19 protein-coding genes and 1 pseudogene are annotated in these 18,328 nt (G+C 69.9%); 12 read left to right on the top strand and 8 right to left on the bottom strand.

The window, feature by feature from the left end; all coding sequences use genetic code 11:
- A partial coding sequence (locus tag B082_RS36635) for a tetratricopeptide repeat protein (RefSeq protein ID WP_158688903.1) occupies positions 1 to 1,527 on the bottom strand: 1,527 nt, incomplete at its 3' end.
- Between the two features lie 11 nt (positions 1,528 to 1,538).
- A complete protein-coding gene (locus B082_RS0124905) occupies positions 1,539 to 1,955 on the bottom strand; it encodes a hypothetical protein (protein WP_018554514.1) in 417 nt (138 codons plus the stop codon).
- A gap of 291 nt (positions 1,956 to 2,246) precedes the next feature.
- On the opposite strand from B082_RS0124905, the gene B082_RS36630 reads away from it, so the two are divergent.
- Positions 2,247 to 2,639, top strand: a complete 393-nt coding sequence (locus tag B082_RS36630) for a hypothetical protein (protein ID WP_018554513.1) — start codon at positions 2,247 to 2,249, stop codon at positions 2,637 to 2,639.
- 337 nt (positions 2,640 to 2,976) lie between these two features.
- Here the strand turns inward: B082_RS36630 and B082_RS0124895 are convergent, their stop codons facing one another.
- From B082_RS0124895 to B082_RS0124885, 3 genes are all read right to left on the bottom strand, one after another.
- On the bottom strand, positions 2,977 to 3,327 hold the full coding sequence (locus B082_RS0124895) for a hypothetical protein (RefSeq protein WP_158688902.1): 351 nt from the start codon (positions 3,325 to 3,327) through the stop codon (positions 2,977 to 2,979).
- Positions 3,328 to 3,517: 190 nt separating this feature from the next.
- Positions 3,518 to 5,716, bottom strand: a complete 2,199-nt coding sequence (locus B082_RS37510; RefSeq protein ID WP_158688901.1) for a protein kinase domain-containing protein — start codon at positions 5,714 to 5,716, stop codon at positions 3,518 to 3,520.
- Between the two features lie 148 nt (positions 5,717 to 5,864).
- Positions 5,865 to 7,295 (bottom strand): condensation domain-containing protein, encoded by a 1,431-nt coding sequence (locus B082_RS0124885; protein ID WP_018554511.1) that lies wholly within the window; start codon positions 7,293 to 7,295, stop codon positions 5,865 to 5,867.
- A gap of 202 nt (positions 7,296 to 7,497) precedes the next feature.
- Between B082_RS0124885 and B082_RS0124880 the strand changes: the two genes are divergently transcribed.
- The 8 genes from B082_RS0124880 (at position 7,498) to B082_RS0124845 (ending at position 14,451) form a co-directional block, all read left to right on the top strand.
- Complete coding sequence (locus tag B082_RS0124880; protein WP_234018228.1) at positions 7,498 to 7,734, top strand: phosphopantetheine-binding protein; 237 nt, start codon at positions 7,498 to 7,500, stop codon at positions 7,732 to 7,734.
- The gene (locus B082_RS0124875; protein ID WP_018554509.1) at positions 7,731 to 9,134 is read left to right on the top strand and encodes a class I adenylate-forming enzyme family protein; all 1,404 of its coding nucleotides are present in this window, start codon (positions 7,731 to 7,733) and stop codon (positions 9,132 to 9,134) included. The genes B082_RS0124880 and B082_RS0124875 overlap by 4 nt, the downstream gene beginning before the upstream one ends.
- Positions 9,135 to 9,240: 106 nt before the next feature.
- A complete protein-coding gene (locus B082_RS0124870; protein ID WP_026250171.1) occupies positions 9,241 to 9,819 on the top strand; it encodes a hypothetical protein in 579 nt (192 codons plus the stop codon).
- On the top strand, positions 9,819 to 10,994 hold the full coding sequence (locus B082_RS0124865) for a 4-hydroxybenzoate 3-monooxygenase (RefSeq protein ID WP_018554507.1): 1,176 nt from the start codon (positions 9,819 to 9,821) through the stop codon (positions 10,992 to 10,994). Before B082_RS0124870 ends, B082_RS0124865 begins: the two co-directional genes overlap by 1 nt.
- A gap of 13 nt (positions 10,995 to 11,007) precedes the next feature.
- The gene (locus B082_RS0124860; RefSeq protein WP_018554506.1) at positions 11,008 to 11,958 is read left to right on the top strand and encodes an ABC transporter ATP-binding protein; all 951 of its coding nucleotides are present in this window, start codon (positions 11,008 to 11,010) and stop codon (positions 11,956 to 11,958) included.
- Positions 11,959 to 11,969: 11 nt separating this feature from the next.
- Entirely contained in the window at positions 11,970 to 12,743 is a 774-nt protein-coding gene (locus B082_RS0124855) for an ABC transporter permease (protein WP_018554505.1), read from the top strand.
- A gap of 23 nt (positions 12,744 to 12,766) precedes the next feature.
- Complete coding sequence (locus tag B082_RS0124850) at positions 12,767 to 13,579, top strand: ABC transporter permease (RefSeq protein WP_202453569.1); 813 nt, start codon at positions 12,767 to 12,769, stop codon at positions 13,577 to 13,579.
- Between the two features lie 50 nt (positions 13,580 to 13,629).
- A complete protein-coding gene (locus B082_RS0124845) occupies positions 13,630 to 14,451 on the top strand; it encodes an alpha/beta hydrolase (protein ID WP_234018227.1) in 822 nt (273 codons plus the stop codon).
- A gap of 191 nt (positions 14,452 to 14,642) precedes the next feature.
- Here B082_RS0124845 and B082_RS40040 read toward each other — a convergent pair whose 3' ends face one another.
- Positions 14,643 to 14,813 carry a hypothetical protein gene (locus B082_RS40040; RefSeq protein ID WP_234018226.1) on the bottom strand — a complete coding sequence of 57 codons (171 nt, stop codon included), beginning with the start codon at positions 14,811 to 14,813 and terminating at the stop codon, positions 14,643 to 14,645.
- Between the two features lie 285 nt (positions 14,814 to 15,098).
- Here B082_RS40040 and B082_RS39270 point away from each other — a divergent pair, with 285 nt between their 5' ends.
- From B082_RS39270 to B082_RS38230, 3 genes and pseudogenes are all read left to right on the top strand, one after another.
- Positions 15,099 to 15,293, top strand: a complete 195-nt coding sequence (locus tag B082_RS39270) for a hypothetical protein (protein ID WP_158688900.1) — start codon at positions 15,099 to 15,101, stop codon at positions 15,291 to 15,293.
- A 496-nt stretch (positions 15,294 to 15,789) separates the two neighbouring features.
- A complete protein-coding gene (locus B082_RS36615) occupies positions 15,790 to 16,434 on the top strand; it encodes a transposase (protein ID WP_234018230.1) in 645 nt (214 codons plus the stop codon).
- A 42-nt stretch (positions 16,435 to 16,476) separates the two neighbouring features.
- A pseudogene (locus B082_RS38230) lies at positions 16,477 to 16,712 on the top strand (helix-turn-helix domain-containing protein); the annotation flags it as partial.
- Here B082_RS38230 and B082_RS36610 read toward each other — a convergent pair.
- Both B082_RS36610 and B082_RS0124820 read right to left on the bottom strand, forming a co-directional pair.
- Positions 16,652 to 16,936 carry a helix-turn-helix domain-containing protein gene (locus B082_RS36610; protein WP_018554501.1) on the bottom strand — a complete coding sequence of 95 codons (285 nt, stop codon included), beginning with the start codon at positions 16,934 to 16,936 and terminating at the stop codon, positions 16,652 to 16,654. The pseudogene B082_RS38230 and the gene B082_RS36610 sit on opposite strands and share 61 nt — an antisense overlap.
- Positions 16,937 to 17,872: 936 nt before the next feature.
- A complete protein-coding gene (locus tag B082_RS0124820; protein ID WP_018554500.1) occupies positions 17,873 to 18,202 on the bottom strand; it encodes a hypothetical protein in 330 nt (109 codons plus the stop codon).
- Positions 18,203 to 18,328: the final 126 nt, after the last annotated feature.

Genomic DNA, 18,328 nt, shown 5'->3' with positions numbered 1-18,328 from the left:
GGCCAGCACCTGCTCCAGCAGAACGATGGCCTCCCGCATCCGCCCCGCCTGCCCGTAAGAGACGGCGAGGTTGTGGCGGGCGGTGACAGCGTCAGAGTGCTCAGAGCCCAGGGCTTCCACACGCTGCGCGAGCACAGCTGTCCGCAGGGGAATCGCATGACCATCGCGCCCCTGCCGACATAGGTGCTGCGCTGCCGCTTCATAAGCGTCGACGGTGTCGGTGGACGGTGGATTGTGCTCAGGGGACGAGTCCGCAACCGCCATGAAGTGGGGCAGGAGCCGATGCCATTCCGTGGCGGCAGCCCCTGCGGCAGGAGTGGCCTGCTGGATGAGGTGCTCTGCCTCTTCCCTGCCCGGTCGGTACGTGCCAGGGGCGCTGGCGCCCCTGTGGCGGAGAACCGTCTGCACGAGACGGTGGACATGAAGGCTCTGCTCGGCACCGTAGGCGATCATGCTGTAGGCGCGCAGTACGCCTAGAGCCTCGTCGAGGGCGGCTGGTTCCGGGCACAGGGGAACGAGCAAGACCCGGGGGATGTCGGTGGGGGCAAACCAAGCAATCGCGCTCAGCACGGTGACCGACTGCGGATTGCGGGCTTCGACAGCGACGAGAGTGTGGTCCCAGATGCGGGCGATGGTGCGTTCGGAGTCGATCCCGCCCGCGTCCGCATCGATGACCTGGCCGAGCAGAGTGCGGTAGTCGGCCAGTGCCATACCGGTCTCGTGAAGGTAGGCACCCGCCTGCTCCAGCGCCAGGGGCAGGTAACCCAACTCGGCTGCCAACGCTTCCGCATCCTCTCGCTTCCCTGGCGGGAGCGGGTGCTCGTCCCCGAAAGCGAGGATGCACAACAGCGTGACGGCCGCATCGGGGTCGAGGAGGCCGAGGGGCATAGTGGGAGCGATGCTGTGCCAGCCGGTAGAGATACGGCTGGTGGCCAGGTAATGACCGCCTTGAAGCGTCCCCAGGTAGTGGTTCAGCTTGGGGGGATCCTCGACGTTGTCAAAGATCAGCAGCCATCCGGGATGGAACTGGAGCCACGAGACGGCCCATGCAGCCCGCTCGTCGGTGTCTGCAGTCCCGGCCCACTGCGGGCACAGCCGCATGGCCAGGGCGGCCAGGCTGGAGAGGATGTTGTCGGTACCGTCTCCGGTCGAAGCTGCGTCGATCCACCACACCAGCGTGTACTCGCTGCGATAGCGGTGTGCGTACCGGGCCGCGAGCGTGGACTTACCGATGCCGCCCAGTCCGTGGATCGCCCGGGTCCCGGACTCCTGCGGGACCGCCGCGCCACCCCCATCGGTCAGACGTCGCCGCAGTTCAGCGAGTTCATCTTCACGCCCGACGAACACGCCTGCGGCAGACCGCGGAAGATTCCCCGTGCCCGGCGGCGCCTCGATCTCCTGGACCCAGCGCACAGCCTCTGGTGGCAGATGCACGATCCGATTGTTATCTCCAGTGATCGCCACACCGACCGTCCCCGCGGCGACGGATCGGTCACCCGACGCTTGCGGGCCCTTCGACTCAGGCACGTGCGCTCCTGCTAACGCTGAACCGTGTTGTTGTCTCCGGTGATCGCCACACCGACCGTCTTCGCTGCGACAGCCCCCGTACCCGAGGCCGTCACCTGCACCGACACTCCAGTCGACAATATCCCAGCCAGCTCAGCCCGCAGGCTGGCGTCGTCCCGCAGCGCCCGCTTGATCTGCTGCCGCACCGCACCGACCGCATCGCCGTCATCAGGCGCTTCCGCCACGTCCTGAACGGCGGCCTCCAACTCGGCCTGCCCCCGCTCGTCCCGCCTGCCCCAGACCGCCTGCAAGAGGCGTCGGCCGGTATTTGCCGTCGCGTCCACTGCAGCGTCCTCAGCCCGCTGAAACACCGCTACCCCATACGCTCCCACGGCACTCGCCATGTAGGGCCACGCTTGCTCAACCCACTGCGCGATCTCAGCACTCATCTGTATGCCCTCTTGAATTTAGCCGACGTCCTTGGCTCCAGAGCCTGTTCCATCCTCGCAGCTTCAAGAGCAGGCTTTCCTGAAATGCATGATGTCCCCACCGTCCAATGCTGCTCCCCTCATGCGAGTCCCGCCGGGACATGGACGCCCTCCGGCAGGCGATCGAGCGAGAGCCGGCTGAACGACAGACCGTCATTGACCGGCTGACCGGCCCGGGATGAAGTCATCCGGCGAATCAGTGCACCACACCTGTTGCGTCAAATAAGGTCACTGTGACTGCCTCTGAGCTGCGTGAATACCAACCGCACGCTCGCGAAGCCCCGGAGAAGCGTCGGGGATTTCGACTGCAGCGGCAAGGACGTCGAGCGTGACTGGGTGGCCCGGACGCAGTGCTGGAGCGAGGTGCACCGAGTGCTGCTCACCCGCGAGCAGACCCTCGCCTACAGGTTGCCGGCCACCGAGGGGAAGAAGAGCGACCCGCGATGGCTGGCGTTTGCCGACCGGCACGGCTTCGACCGTCAGCGCCCTGTCCAGTGGGAAGTCGAAGCCCTCGAACCGGATGAATTGCGGCGGTTGGTGATGGGAGCCGTCCGCCCGTACATCGACCGGGAGGCACTGGGCGAGGTTCTGAGCGACGAGCACCGGCAGCGGCGCGAGCTGACCGAGTTCCTGAGGCGGTGGTAATCCCCCTTCGGTGGGGGAACCCGCCACGGTGACGTGACGCCACAACGGTGCCGCCCCGCCGAGCGCCCGGTGCCGTGCCATGCCACTGCCCGGTCGGGCTGGACACCTGGTACTCGGCCGGGCAGCGGTACTACGCACCGTGGGCCCATGACGTTGCCGCTGGAAGGGCGTCTTCGTCCGCAGCACGCCCCCGGCGGCGCAGCCTCGCGTGGTGGATGAGCCAGCGGGCGGCCCGGCGCGCAGGGGAATACGGCGCCACCCGACCGGGTGCCGATCGATGAAGAGACGGTCGCCGCTCGGGCCGTCGTTGGAAATCGGCTCACCGCCCGGCACGCGTCTACACGGCGGCCCGCGCCGAGGTGGAGCTGCTCACCCGTGAGGCGTGCCGCCGCGGGCTGCTGCCTTCCTCCGGCGTCGAGGGTTTGGAGCATGCGGCCCGCTCCACGGCCCCCGGCGGTGGCTGGGAGAGGGAGCGGAGGGCTTCCAGCGCGGCGACGGCGTCGCCCAGCGCCCGGTGACCGGCGCCGAGCCGACGTCGGCCGGTGGTGCTCAGCCAGGCGGAGCGCTTCATCAGGCACTGCCACGACGCGGGTGAGGCCAGGGAGCCGGCGTCGGCGGAGACTATGCTGGTGTGGTGGGCGATCAGCCCGGCGTCGAAAGCGGAGTTGTAGGCCAGCGGGATCAGCACGCACCCGGACACCTTGCCGGCCAAGATCGCTAGATGCAGGACCCGGCGGTTCAGCTCATTCTGAAACGATCAGTAAGCGCGAGCTGACCTTGGTCGTCCTCGGCCTGGCCGCCCTGATCACCACAATGCTGTGCCCCTTCGCCCTGCTCTCGCTCCACAGCGGCCCGCATCACGTACCTTCCGGAACGGTTCACTTCAGGTCCGCGAGTGCCACTGCGTACAGGTGGCTCTTGGACGGCCCGTCTTCCGAGCCGTCCTGGGGCGTCGATGCGTCCGCGCAGTCAACGTAGACGGTGTCACCTAGGCACCAGACGCCCATCAGTTCCTCGTCGGGCAGGGAAAGCGCCGGGCCGTGCGCACCGGTTTGTACGTCGACGTGCACTAGGTGTGTGCCCTTGTCGACAGCGCCGCCCTCGGCGCTGACCATGAGGATCAGCGGTTCCCGATTGGCCGCAGCGTCCTTGACGTTGGAAAGGCTACTGGGCAGGCCTGTATTGCGCCAGCGTTCCATGCCTGTCTGTATGTCCAGGCCAGCGAAAACCATCTCGTTGTCTTCTGCCTTCGTAACCACCGCGATGTCGCCGAAGACGGCCGAAAACGCCACGCGAGGTACCGACCACAGCTGTTCACCGTTGGCCGCCGACCAGGCGTGAAGCGCCGCACGGTCGCCCGGAAGCGAACCCGAACTCAACAGCAGCTTGTGTTCCGGAACCACCAGGACCTCTGGGAAATCCTCGTACGTGTCGATGACTTTCCCTGTCTTTGCGTCGATCACCGACAGGTGGTTTCCTGTGCCCCAGAAGAACAGGCGTCCGTCGATCTCACCTTCGTAAATCAGGAACTCTGATCTATCCGATTCCAGTGTCCACAAGTGCTGCCCGTCGTCCTGACTGATCGCGGCCCAGATGTACTCCTTGCTGCGCGCCAGCAGCATGCCGGTGGCCATTCCGAGGAAGGTGACGACGGTCGAATCGTCTGTATGTTCATAGCTCCAGCGCTTCTCGCCAGTGTCGTGCTCCAAGGCATACACGCGGCTGCCCCGGCCCACGTAGACACGTTCGGACGTCAGGACCGGCAATGTGTCGCCGGACACCTCGGGCTCACTGCCCGAGTTGAAGGACCATCGGCTCTTGCCGGTCTCGGGATTCAGCGCCCGCAGCTCACCGCTGTCCACCGTGACGTACCACGTGCTGTTGGACAGCCGATACTCCCCGGTGAAGGCATCCTTCGACGTCCAGCGCACCTCGCCGGTGCGGCGGTCATAGGCGACCGCCGACTCGTCGCCGCTAACGAGGACCACAGGGCCCGAGATCGGCACTACAGAACCGGTGAGCGGCCTTTTCCAGAGAGGCTTGAGCGTGCCCGCGTCACTGTCTCCGGCGGAGGCATCCTGCAGCATGCGGGGTACGACCACCGCAGTCGTGGACACCGCGGCAAGCCCCAGTGCGCTGAGCAGTAGCGTCCGGCGCTGCATCCCTCGACGCCGTACCGGCCGCTCGGCTTCGGGCTCGGGTGCGGTGGCCGAGAAAGTTGGAGTGTGGGCCGCGGTCGCCTTGCCCCCGAGGAGTTGGGCCACCGACCCGAGGCGGGCCGCGGTGTCGACCGCCGAGGGCGGGCGGCTCTCGGGAGACTTGGCGAGCAACTCTGCAACGAGCCGGTCCAGTTCATCGGGCAGGCCGGGGCGATGGGCGGAGGGGCGGTCCGGGGTCTCGGTCGCATGGGCGACCAGCTGTGAGATTCCGTCCCGGTCACCGAACGGAAGCTGGCCAGTGAGGAGTTGATACAGCAGGCAGCCCAGCGAGTACAGGTCGGAGGGCGGACCCACGTCCTTGCCTCGTGCCTGCTCGGGCGACATCCACGGGGCACTGCCCAGCGCGCCCCCGACCTGGCTGAGGCGGTCGAGGCCGAGGTCTGGGTGGAACCAGGCGATACCGAAGTCCAGCACGCGGACCGTGCCGTCCGAGGCGAGCATCACGTTGGCCGGCTTGATGTCCCGGTGGACGATGCCCCGCTCGTGCGCGACTGCCAGCGCTGCACACACCTGGCGGGTCCAGTCCACCGCACGTGCTGGGGAAGGTGGCCCGTCGGAGGCCAGAACGCGGTCCAGCGGGCGTCCTTCGGCGAGAGCCATCACGATGAAGAAGGTGTCGCCGTCGCGGCCGAAGTCATGAACGGTGACCACCTGCGGGCAGTCGGAGAGCCCGGCCACGGCGCGCGCCTCCCGCTCCAGGCGTGCGGCCCCTTCGTCAGTGACTGCGGGCCCGGCGACCGTCTTCACCGCGACCTCGCGATGCAGCACCAGGTCCTCGGCTCGCCACACCACTCCCATGCCGCCGGCGCCGAGCCGCTCAACAAGCCGGAAGCGACTCGACAGCACCCGTTCGCTCACTGAGTCCCCCTGCCCCGAATGCCAACTGGATCAACCTACCGGCCAACATCGCAGCTGCCGACTCGTGTTGAGCACTCCAGCACACCCAGGCCCCTGCCGGGGGCCCAGTCCGGCCGGGCAGCCGGTGCGTACGCCCTCCGGGGCCGCTTCACACGCCTGCTCGGCGCTCGCCCCTTTCCGCGGCGGCTGCCGCCAGCGCGTCGACCGGCCCCAGGGGTTCGCGTGCGGCGCGGACTGCCACGGCCTCCAACGCGGCCAGGAAGCCCTCGGCGGAGCCGAGTTCGTGGAAGCCGGGGTCCACGGCGAGCGTGAGGCGGCAGGTGTCGCCCAGTTCGCCGAGGAACAGGAAGAACTTGGCGCCCGCCTGCCGGCCCGGCCGGTCGACTGTCTCCAGCGTGGTCCGGTTGAGTTCGGCGGTCCAGTCGGTCTCCGGCAGGGCCGCGTCCGGGCCCGGTTCGGGGGTGCCTATCCGGTCGGCCCCTCTGAAGCGGACGTCGTTGAAGAAGCAGAAGCCGCCGTACGGGAAGCCGCGTTCCCGCGCCAGGTCCACGGCCAGCTGCTCGACCTTGCGCGGATCGCCCTCGCAGCGCCGGTACGCGGCCAGGGTGGCGCCGGCGCATCGGCGGACGAATGCCTCGGCGGACTCCTCGGCCGGGGCGACGCGCAGCAGGCCGTTCTGGTTCTGTGCGCCGACGAAGCCCCGGTCGGGTGCGTCGGACCTGGTGGCGACGATCAGCCGGAGCAGGGCGGCGTTTTCGCCCGTCCGGGCCGCGAGGACCAGCGCGGTCAGGGCGAGGATCACGGTTCCGGTGCCGATTCCGGTGCGGGCGGCCAGTTCCTGAGCGGCGCGGGCGAGCGCGGGTGACTGGATGACGGCCCAGTCGCGGGGTGTGTCGTCCGGGGTGGTGGTCCCTGCCTGCATGGCGGTGGGGCCGGCGCGCAGGGTTCGCTCCCAGTGCCGCAGGGTGGCCCGCTCGCGGCGGATGCCCTCTTCGGATGCCTCGAACAGCGCGCGCTCGACGGGCTGGCGGGCGGGTGGCGCGGGTTCGGGTCCGGTGCCGGGGGTGAGGGACAGGGCCTGGCGGAGTTCTTCGAGGACCAGGTGGAAGCTCCAGCCGTCGACCGCCATGTGGCTGGCGGCGACGACCAGGGCGGTGGGGGTGCCGTCGCGTGTCAGGACGGCGGCGCGCACGGGCAGGTCCCGCTCGTTGTCGAACGCGCCGCGCCGCAGTCGTCCGGAGGTCCGCTCGGCGTGGGCGGCGACCGGGTCGGAGCCGCATTCGACGAGGTCGAGCGGGAGCCGGCCCTTGGCGCGGACCTTCTGGACGGGTGCGTCGGCGAACCGGGGGAAGACGCTGCGCAGCGCCTCGTGACGCTCGACGGTGCGGCGTAACGCGTCGGCCACGTCGGTGACGGTCAGTTGCGTTCCGACGGGACACCAGCCGGCCTGGTTGAGGGAGTCGTCGCCTTCGGGGAGCTGTTGGAAGACGCCCCAGATGGCCCATTGGCCCCAGGTCAGGGCGCCCTCGCGGGCGGGTGGCGCCGAGAAGGTCAGCCACCGTGTGTCCTGTTCGGACATTCAAGCTCTCCGTTCCGCCGAATTTTCGGTCAACATAGCTGAATCTGCGGTGACTTGCTTGTCTTTTGCGATGTAATGCAAGTGCTTGCGTTCGCTCGATCGAGGGGTTAGGTTCGGCCACTGCCGGATGCGAGGGCCTTGTTTGGTCCAACTACCCTTCAGGAGAATGCATATGACGGAGCGTCAGGCATTAGTCGATGTGGTGTCCGAACGCATGCTCAAGATCATCGGCGAACCCGCGGACACACCCCTGGGCGAGAGCGAGGACCTGCGGGGTTTCGCGGCCTTCGACTCGCTGTCCTTCCTGGAGGTCCTGACATGGCTGGAGGGCGAGTTCGGGGCCGAGGTCCCGGACGACGAGCTCCGCTCCGAGGACTTCAGCTCGGTCGGGAAGATCGTCGACTTCGTGCTCGGCCACGGAACGGAGGCCGGACATTGAACGGCACGGGACTCTTCGAGGCGGTGCGGTCGGGCGGCGGCGGCCCCGACACCCCAGCGATCATCGGCAGCCGCGGCGAGATCACCTTCCGCCAGCTGCTGACTGCGGCCGAAGGCTTCGCCCGCCACCTCGACACGCACCGCACCCCGGACACCCTGGTCGTCGCCCGGATCGCGGACGTCACGGCTCGGGCCGTCGTAACCCTCGCCGCCGACCTTGCCGGCCTGCCTGTCCTGCACGCCGACCCGAACTCACCGGTGGAGCACACCGGCCTCGTCGTCCACGACGTGACGTCCTACCGCAACGCCGACGGATTCACCCGGTGGCCGGGGGCGGACTGCCCGCCGCTGTGGACCGGTCGCGCCGGAGACCACCGCGAGCTGACCGGCGTACCCGAGAGGTCGCACACCTTCCTCACCTCCGGCTCCACCGGGCTGCCGGCCGGCGTCGTCAGGCCGGTGGAACGGGTCCTGGTCGACTGCCTGCGAATCGCCGACCACCTGGGCTACGAACCCGGCGCCACCGTCGTCGCGAGCACCCTCGCGTTCCACTCGTACGGCTTCACCTACGGCCTGATCGCGCCGCTCGTCCGAGGCGCGACGGCACGCCACTGCCCCTCCCGCTCCGTTCCCTCCCAGCTGGCCCGCGCCGTGCACAGGCACCGTGCCGCCCACCTCATCGGCCTGCCCTTCCAGCTCCAGCTGCTCGCCACGGGCAACGACGCCGACCCGGGCTTCGCCACCCTGCGACGCGTCGTGTCCTCGGGCGCGCCGCTCCCCGCCGAGGTGGGCCGCGCCCTCACCCGCCGCTACGGCTTCACGCTGGAGAACGGCTACGGCTCCTCCGAGACCGGGGCCATCTCGCTGGCCCGGGTCGGCGAGGACTTCACCGCCGGTGACGTCGGCAGGCCGCTGCCCGGCATCGAGGCACGCCTCGACCCGGCCGTCGCGGTCGGCGACAGCCGCGAACTGCTGCTGCGCACCGATTCCCTCGCCGCCGGCTATCTCGGCCCGCACGGGCTGCTGCCGCTCCGGGTGGACGAGGACGGCTGGTACCGGACCGGGGATCTCGCGCTCGCTGACGATACCGGCCGGCTGCGCCTGCAGGGCCGCGTCGGCAACGTCATCAACGTGGCCGGGAAGAAGGTCAGCCCCGGCGAGGTCGAGAGCGCGCTCGAAGCGCACCCGGCCGTGGCCGAAGCCCAGGTGCTGGGTGAGCCGGACCCGATCCGCGGCCAGGTGCCGGTCGCCCGGGTCGTCACCCGCGCCTCGGTCGCCGAGGCGGACCTGCTCGCCTGGTGCCAGGACCGGCTCTCCGCACACCAACTGCCCCGCCGCATCGACCTGCTGAGCGAACTGCCCCGGTCCGCCACCGGAAAGGTGGTCCGCAACCCCGCCTGAGGCGGCCGAGGCCAGCACGGGGCCGGGAGGAGACCCGGCCCCGGACCACACCAACCCACGGGGGAACTTCGTGTCATCCAGCCCGTATCCGCGCTCACGCCTGCCCGTGACCCCAGCCCCGGCGGCACTCCCCCGGCCCCGCCGCTCCCCCCACTCACCCCTCCTGCCGCCCGAGACCCGGCTGCTGCTGGCCAGCGACGGCTCGACCACCCTGCTCCTGGAGTCCCTGCTCGGCCTCACGATGACCGTGCACGTCCTCTCCCAGGAAGCGGTGGACGCCGACGCGCTCCCCTCCGGCGTACGCGAGGTCCTCGGACTGCCCGACGGCGGCCGTGCCGTCCGCCGCCTGTCGGAGCTGCGTGCACCGGACGGCCGGGTCGTCAGCCGCAACCTGGTGGCGCACCCGGCCGCCGACGGGCCGCACCTGCCGGACGCCGACGACCGGACACCGCTCGGTTTGCGGCTGCGGGCCCTGCACTTCCCCCAGCAGCACCGCTCCCTCCTGGCCCATGGCCTGACCCACTGGGACGACGCGGTGAACGCCCCCCTGTGCGCGTTCAAGGAGTACGTCATCCGCTGCGCGGACGAGTCCCGGATCTATGTCCGCGAGCGCTTCAACCCCGGCCTCGTACCCGTGAGCGACACGCCCGGCACCGGCCGGCCCGTGCCCGGAAAGGCGAACTGATGCGCACCACCGTGGGAATCATCGGCGGCGGACCGGCCGGGCTCCTGCTCGCCCGGATGCTGCACCGCGCGGGCATCGACTGCGTCCTGCTGGAGAGCCGCGACCGCACCTACGTGGAGCAGCGCCAGCGGGCCGGGACGCTGGAGCAGACCACCATCGACGCGCTGCGGGCGGCCGGGGCGCACCAGCGCCTGGACCGCGAGGGCATGTTCCACGACGGCATCGAGATCCGCTTCGCCCGCCGGTCGCACCGGATCGACTTCGCCGCCCTCGCGAACGGCCGGCAGGTGGTGATCCACCCCCAGACCAAGGTGGTCCAGGAGCTCGTCGCGCTCAACCTCGCCGATGGCGTCCCCGTGCTCTTCGAGGCACGGGCCGACCGGGTGGAGGGCGCGGAGGGCGACCGCCCCGTCATCCACTTCACCCACGGGGGCACGCGGCGCGCGCTGCACTGCGACTTCGTCGTCGGGTGCGACGGCTTCCACGGAATCAGCCGCCGTACGGTGCCGGACGCGCTCTCCCGTACGTTCAGCAGGCGCTACCCCTACTCCTGGCTCGGCATTCTCGCCGACGTGGCTCCCTCGTGCGACGACCTGCTGTACGCCCACTCCCCGAACGGCTTCGCCCTCCACAGCATGCGGTCCTCCACGGTCAGCCGCCTCTACCTCCAGGTGCCCAACGGCACCGACCCGGGCGACTGGGACGACGAACGGATCTGGGACGAACTGAGCTTCCGGTTCGCGGTGGACGGGGACTGGAAGCTCGACCGCGGTCCGATCACCGCCAAGTCCGTGATCCCCATGCAGAGCTTCGTCACCGAACCGCTGCGGCACGGGCGGCTGTTCCTCGCCGGCGACGCCGCCCACATCGTGCCGCCCACCGGCGCCAAGGGCCTCAACCTCGCCGTCGCCGACGTGGTCGTGCTCGCACGGGCGCTCACCGCCTGGGCCGACGACGGATCGACCGAGCTCATCGACGCCTACTCGGACACCTGCCTGCGGCGGGTGTGGCAGGCCGAGCACTTCTCCTGGTTCATGACGACCACCTTCCACCGCGCGCCCGGCCAGCCCCCCTTCGAGGACCGGCTGCAGCTCACCCAGCTGGAGCGACTGGCCGCCGGCGGCCCCGCGGCCGCCGAACTCGCCGACAACTACACCGGTCTGCCGATCGGCTGAGGAGCCCGCACCCATGAACTCCGGACCACAGGACGTCCTCGTCCACGCCGAACGCCTGACGAAAACCCACGGAAACGGGGCGTCCGGCGCGACCGCCGTGGACGGCATCGACTTCTCCCTGCGCCGCGGCGAGGCCTTCGGTTTCCTGGGCCCCAACGGGGCCGGCAAATCGACCACCATGCGCATGATCTCCTGCGTCTCCCGGCCCACCAGCGGCACCCTGCGCGTCCTGGACATGGACCCGGTCCGCGACGGCACCCGCATCCGCTCCCGCATCGGGGTCATCCCCCAGGCGGACACCCTGGACCTGGAACTGACGGTTCTGGAGAACCTCCTGATCTACGGGCGCTACTTCGGCCTCGGGAAGCGGGACGCCCGGCTGAAGGCCGCCGAACTCCTCGACTTCGCCCAGCTCCAGGACAAGGCGGACGCCAAGGTCGCCGCCCTCTCCGGCGGCATGCGGCGGCGGCTGACCATCGCGCGCGCCCTGGTCAACGACCCCGAACTGCTGCTCCTGGACGAACCCACCACCGGCCTGGACCCGCAGGCCCGGCACGTGCTGTGGGAACGGCTGTTCCGCCTGAAGCAGCAGGGCGTGACGCTCATCCTCACCACGCACTACATGGACGAGGCCGAACAGCTCTGCGACCGGCTCGTCGTCATGGACCGGGGGCGCATCGTCGCCGAGGGCTCGCCCCGGACCCTGATCGAACAGCACGCGACCCGCGAGGTCCTGGAGCTCAGATACCCGCCGGACGACCACGAGCTCATGGCGGCGAAGCTCGAAGGAACCGCCGACCGGGTGGAGGTCCTGCCCGACCGGCTGCTGCTCTACACGGCCGACGCGGAGGCGTGTCTGGCGTCCGTGCGCACGCGGGGCGTCGAGCCGCTCACCCTGCTCACCCGCCGGGCCACGCTGGAGGACGTCTTCCTCACACTCACCGGCCGTACGCTCATCGACTGAGGAAGTCCCGCATGTCTTCGCTCGCGCTCCGCGAATTCTCCTTCTGGATGATCCACTACCGGCGCACCTGGCGGGGCTCGGCCGTCATCAGCTTCGCCAACCCCCTCCTTTTCCTGCTCGCGGTGGGCGCGGGCCTCGGCCGGCTCGTCGGCGACGCCGGGCAGGAGCAGCTGGGCGGGGTCCCGTACCTGGCCTTCTTCGCCCCCGGGCTGCTCGCGGCCACCACCATGCAGACGGCGTTCATCGACTCGACCCGGTCCGTGCTCACCGCGGGCCGCCCCAGCGGCAGCTACCGAGCGGCGACGGCGGGCCCGCTCGGACCCGGCGACGTCTTCCGGGGCCATCTGCTCTTCATCACCGTGCGCATCCTGCTCACGGTCTGCGCGTTCGTCGCCGTGCTCGCGCTCTTCGACGACCTGCGCGGCCCCCAGCTGTTGGCGCTCGTCCCGGCGGCGCTGCTGACCGGCGTGGCCTTCGCGGCGCCGATCGCCGCCTGGTCCGCCACCCTCGACAGCCCGAAGGCGCAGATGTCGCTGTTCCGCTTCGTGCTGCTGCCGCTCTACATGTTCTCCGGCACGTTCTTCGCCGTGGACCAACTGCCGCGGTTCCTGCGCGTCGTCATCGAGGCCGCGCCGCTGTGGCACGGGGTCGAGCTGTGCCGGGCCATCAGCCTGGACCGGGCCGGGACGGCGGACACGGCGGTGCACTGCGCGTACCTGGTGGCGCTCGCCCTCGCGGGAGTGCTGTGGGGCGGGCACACCTACCGCCGGAATCTGCACGGCTGACGGTCTCAGGAAGGTTGACGCACATGACGACAACGACCACCGCGGCGAAAGGACGGGCCGGACGCGGCGTGGCGCCGGTCCGTGCCCATCTCGTCGTCGAACGCAATCTCATGATCCACCGGCATACCTGGGCCGTGTTCGCCGCCGAGATGCTCGAACCCCTGCTCTACCTCATGTCCATCGGCGTGGGCGTCGGCCATCTGATCGGCCGCGTACCGGGCGTCACGGACCCCCACCTGGGGTACGCCTCCTTCGTGGCGCCCGCTCTGCTCGCCACCTGCGCCATGAACGCGGCGATGAACGAGACCACGTTCGGGATGTTCTTCAAGCTCAAGGACGACCGGATCTACGAGTCCATGGTGACGACGCCGCTCAGCGTCGCCGACATCGCCTTCGGGGAGATCGGCTGGGCCCTCCTGCGTGGCGTCGCCGCCGCCACGGGCTTCCTGGCCATCGTGTCGGTGCTGGGTTACGTGGAGTCGCCCTGGATTCTCCTGGCGCTCCCCGGGGCCGTGCTCATCGGGTTCTGCTTCGCCGCGATCGGGCTGGCCGCCACCACCTGGCTGCGGACCATGCAGGACTTCCAGCTGATCCAGCTCGTGATGCTCCCCATGTTCCTTTTCGCCACCACGTTCTACCCGGTCACCGTCTATCCGGAACCGGTCCAGGTCGTCGTGAAGTGCCTCCCGCTCTACCACGGCATCGAACTCCTGCGGGGTCCGGCGCTGGGCGACCTCCACCCGGGGCTGCTCCTGTCCGCCGGATACCTGCTGGCACTCGGAGCGGCGGCCCTCTTCGTCGCCCTGCCGAGACTCGAACGGCGGCTGATGTCATGACCGGGACCCGCTCGGGCCGGGGAGCCGGCGAACCGACGGAGGAGGACCTCGTGCGGAACTCACGCGTCGGCACGCTGCCACCGCCCTACTCCCGCACCTCCGACCGCGTGGAGTACCGGGACGTCGTCTACGCCGAGATCGACGGCTACCGGCCGCTGACGCTCGACCTGACCGTGCCCGCGACCGCTTCCGCGACCGTGCCGTTGCTCATCTGGATCCACGGCGGAGCCTGGCGGCGCGGATCGCCCCGGGTCAGCGAGTCCTGGCTGGGTTCTGCCGACCCCGTCAAAGCCGCACTGGCCGCCGGATACGCCATGGCAACCATCCAGTACCGCTTCAGCGGCGAGGCACACTACCCCGCGCAGCGCGACGACGTCCGCGCAGCAGTCGCCGTACTGCGCGGACTCGCCCCGGAAACCGGACTCGACCCCGACAGGTTCGGGGCCTGGGGCGAATCCGCAGGCGGACACCTCGCCACCGTACTCGGGCTGGACCGGCGGGAAACCGGGCCCGAATCACAGGTGCAGGCGGTCGTGGCCTGGTACGCACCCAGCGACCTGGCGGCCTTCGACCGCACCCCCGACTCGCCGGAGGGAATGCTCCTCGGGCCCGCCGCGCAGCAGGAGGACGCCGTCCGGCTGGCCGGGGCGCCGGCCCACGTCTCGCGAAAGGCGCCGCCCACGCTGCTCGTTCACGGCGACGCGGACCCCCTCGTCCCATGCGACCAGAGCCGCCGGCTGGCCGCCGCACTCACCGAGGCCGGCGCCACCGCCGAACTGATCGTCGTCCCGGGGGCCGGTCACTGCTTCGACGGCGCGGACCTGCATGAGCCCGTACGCCACAGCCTGGAATTCTTCGACCGCAACCTGTGAACCAGGACCCCAAATAAGGGGTCACTGCCCCGGAAGCCGTTCCCCGCACGCGCTGCGGAACACCGGCGCCGACTCGGGGGACATCCGGCCACACTCCAAGCACACCCGGTCCAGCGCGCACGGGGCCTCGCCGCCCTGTTCGGCGTAGACCGTCGCTTTGAGCGTGAGGCCGGGGCCGCGGCGGTGGTCCGTCAGGCAGGCCAAGCCGTCAGGCAGCGGCAGGAGGCACGGGGCAGCCGGATCGTGGTCGTCAGGGTCGGCGTCAGGGGCTCCGCACCGTCGCCGGGGGCCGGGCCGGCGCTGCCCGCGAGGACCACCAGCAGCACGCCGAGTACGTCCTCCTGGTGCTGCCCCACCTCCACGCCCGCGTCAGCCGCTCCCCGACGGACCGCACTGCAACGTCGGCCGGCTTTCCGCGCTGATGGGCAACCTCGCCTTCCACCTCAACGACCGCACCGGTGCCCGAACCCACCTGACCACCGCGTCCGCCCACAGCACCCGCACCGACAACAACCGGCTCACCGCCTGGGCTCCGGGCGCCCAGAGCATGGTCGCCCGCGCCGAGAACCGCTACGAGTCCGGCACGCCCGGATGGGCTGCGGCACCCCTCGTGCCCGCCCGGGGCGAAGCACTCACCCACTCCGCCGATGCCGCACAACGCGCCCTCGACGCCTCGGCCATGTCCCAGCAGCCCGGCTCCGCTCAGTTCGGCGCCCCTCGTACGCCCCGCCCGCCTCGACACCACCCTCGCCGACACCCTGGCCCCTGGCACCCCGGACCTCCACGAACGCGTACGGGCCCTCGGTCCGCTGATCGACAATCACGACACCGCGAGCACCTGATTCCCGGCCCGACCGGCCCAGTCCCGGCTGACCTTCTCCCGGCCTCGAAGCCTCGGACCACGCCCTCGCATGTATATGGAAATAGATCCGCTGAAGGCACAGAAAAGGTTGAGAGCCCGGGTGCGCGCGGTCACCCGACTACCGACATCTTCGTCACACGCTGCGACTCCAGCGGTCCTCGCTGGGGCCGGGAGACCGCGTTCTGCTGGTCGATGACTGGATTGAGACCGGAAGCCAGGCTGCGGCCGTCAGGAGCATGGCCGAGGAGTGCGAGTCCCCAAGGCAGATTTTCGCAGTTCAGCGGACATGGGGGTGGCCTTCGTCTGATCCTGTGCTCCGACCAAGGTGTACGTGACCGAGACGAAGGCCATGAGAGTGAGTCTGCTGCCTGACGCTGTCCGGAGGGAAGTCTCCCCGGAAGCGTCACGCTGTCCGGGGAGACTTCTACGAGTGTCTGACCGCCCGGCGCGACGAGTTGTTCGAACTGGCGGACGCGGTGCTCTGTACGGACGGTGCGGTGAAGCCCTCGGTGGAACTTGACACTGCTGCCCGAGCACCGGCGTGGGCACGGAGCAATGTACGGCGGCCTGAACCACGGCCGGATCGACGCCAACGGCTGCGGACGGTGCTGGCCGGTCCGCCGCCGCGGTTCGACGGCGGGCGCCTGGTCCTGGCGGTCGCCGCCTCGCCGCGGCTTCGCTCGGACGCGCCGTGCTCGGCGGAGCACCTGTTCTGCCACATCTACGGCCGCGCGAAGACAGCATCACAGTTCATCCCGGGCCGACCCCACTCCTTCGTAGCCGCTCTGGAGCTGGGCCCTGCGTCCCGGACGCGGTCCTGGACGCGGTCCGGCTCGGATCGGCCCGGCGGACGACGCAACCGCAGTCACCGTCGCCCGGAACGGCTCATTGCCGCTGGCCAGTGGCAAGCCGGGAACCCGGACATTGTCGTCGTGAGCTACGACATCACCCGCCTGGCCTGGGACCTGCGCGACCTGCGCGTCGAGCTGGTCGGCCGGGTCCGCTCCGACCACGTCATGCGGCTGCCGAAGCCGCCCCGTGTCTACGACCCGAAGGGCGGCCGGCCGCCCAAGCACGGCCCGGGATTTCGGTTCACCAAGAGTGACGCTCTGCGCCACTAATTTTCCCACCTACGCTGCGAAGCTCGACGCCATGATTTTGGCATCTCATGTGTGATCACGGTGTCGGAGCCGGCGTGGACAGCCCGTTCACTGGTGTGGCTCTGCACCAGTTCAACCGGGTGGTGCGTGCACTGCGGCGCGAAGGCGCGGACATCGCTCGGTGAGGCGGGCCGCCGTGGAGGATTCCGCTGGAGGACCGCGTGCTTCTGGCAGCTGTCTACTGGCGTACGGACCTGACGCTGCGCCAGCTTGCTCCGCTCTTCGGTATCTCGAAGTCCGTCGTCTCGATCGAATCGGTCGGGATACTGCCCGGTGCCCAGCCGAGTACTTCCTCGAAACGACGGGCCGCGATGGGGACGGGTGGGCGTCCGCGATCGCTCTCGTGGAGCCTGATGGTCGCCTGGCTCAACTCGGTGCGATGCGCGAGCTCTCTCACGGAGATGCCCTCGGCTTCCCGGAACTCGGTGAGAGCTTTCGCCAGCCGCTCGGATTCTTCGCTCATGCCCAAAGCATTCCGCATCACGAACGCTGGGTCAGCACCCTGGAATGGTCCGCATGCAACTTGTGCTTCTCGCCGCTCCGTCAGGAGGCGGAGGCGTTCTCGTCGGACTGGGCCGGTGCCATCGGGTCTCAACGGGTTATATCCCGCTGGTAGTTCGGAGAAGACCCGCTCTGCGGTTGCTGTAACAACCGCGAGTGCAAGAGCCTCCCCTACCGCTTCCTCCAGAGCGACGGCACCCAGCGCCTCCCGGGATGCCGGGGTTGCCTGGAGCAGCGGACCCTGCCGCCCCGGTTCCGTCTGGACGTTGTCCGCGCCCACCTGGAGGAGACCGAGCTGTACCGGGGCTGCCGCACGCAGCCGTACGCCGAACTGAAGCAGCAGCACACCGACGGCGGCGGCCGGTTCGAACTGACGTGCCGCCGGCACTCATCCAGCCGTTGGACGAAGGACGTCACGGTGCCCGAGACGGCCGCGCTCGTGCGGACGTACATCGAGGCAGAGCTCTCGCCGCGCAGGGGGGCCGTCCCTTCGCTCGACGCGGGATGGCGGGCGGGCTGAGTACGAGGGAGCTCCACCGTGCCCGGCCCCGGGATCAAGATCGGTCTTGCCGCAGGCGCCCTCGCCGTAGCGGGCCTGTTCGGTCCGGTGCCGTCCTGGAGGGAGGTACTCGTTCAGCCACTGGGGGAAGACGTGCTCTTTGGTGACGGGAGCACCGCCGCAGAAGGCGCAGGACCTGTGGCTTCGGAACTGGTTCGCTGAGCACGTTAAGCGTGGCGCGGGCAGCGGCGCGCAGTGCTTCGTCGGGGGCGTTGGTCAGCAGGCGGACGAAGGCGTGGGCGCCTTGCGCGTCAAGGCCGAAGGAGGCGAGGGCGTCGAGCGCACCGGTGACCGTGCCCCAGCCTTGGTGCCGGCCAGCCCACGTGAGGGTGTCGGTGATCACGGGATAGCAATGGGGCCCTTCAGCTCGGCCAGGCAAGACAGGTGGTGGCCGGCGGGGACGGGTGCGTTGGGGCGGGCGGGGTCGATGAAGCTCAAGCCGTCGGCGAGGAGGGGGACGAGCCGGTCGGCGGCTTGCGGGTAGCCTCCGACGCCGTAAGGACCCGCCAGTCGTCCACCCGGATCTCCAGGGGGCGGATCCCAGGTCGGGGCGCGCGTGGGGTCACGGTGGTCGGCCAGGGGCATGACCGCCTCTTGGTAGGCCTCACGGACGACGGCGTTGTCGGTCGCCCAGACGTCCGAGCCATGGGCGGCACGCAGGGTGGCCATGTAGTCGTCGAGGGTGTCGAGAAGGAGTTCGGTGTCCTCGGGAGCGACCCGAAGTCGGCCGCCGAGCCACTGGCTGAATTCGCCTTGGGTGGTACGGCCTGTCGACCCAGTCGTCCGGGAGCAGGT

This window comes from Streptomyces sp. ATexAB-D23, from assembly GCF_000373645.1.
GTDB classification, from domain to species: domain Bacteria; phylum Actinomycetota; class Actinomycetes; order Streptomycetales; family Streptomycetaceae; genus Streptomyces; species Streptomyces castrisilvae.
This window is presented reverse-complemented; position numbering and strand designations above follow the sequence as displayed.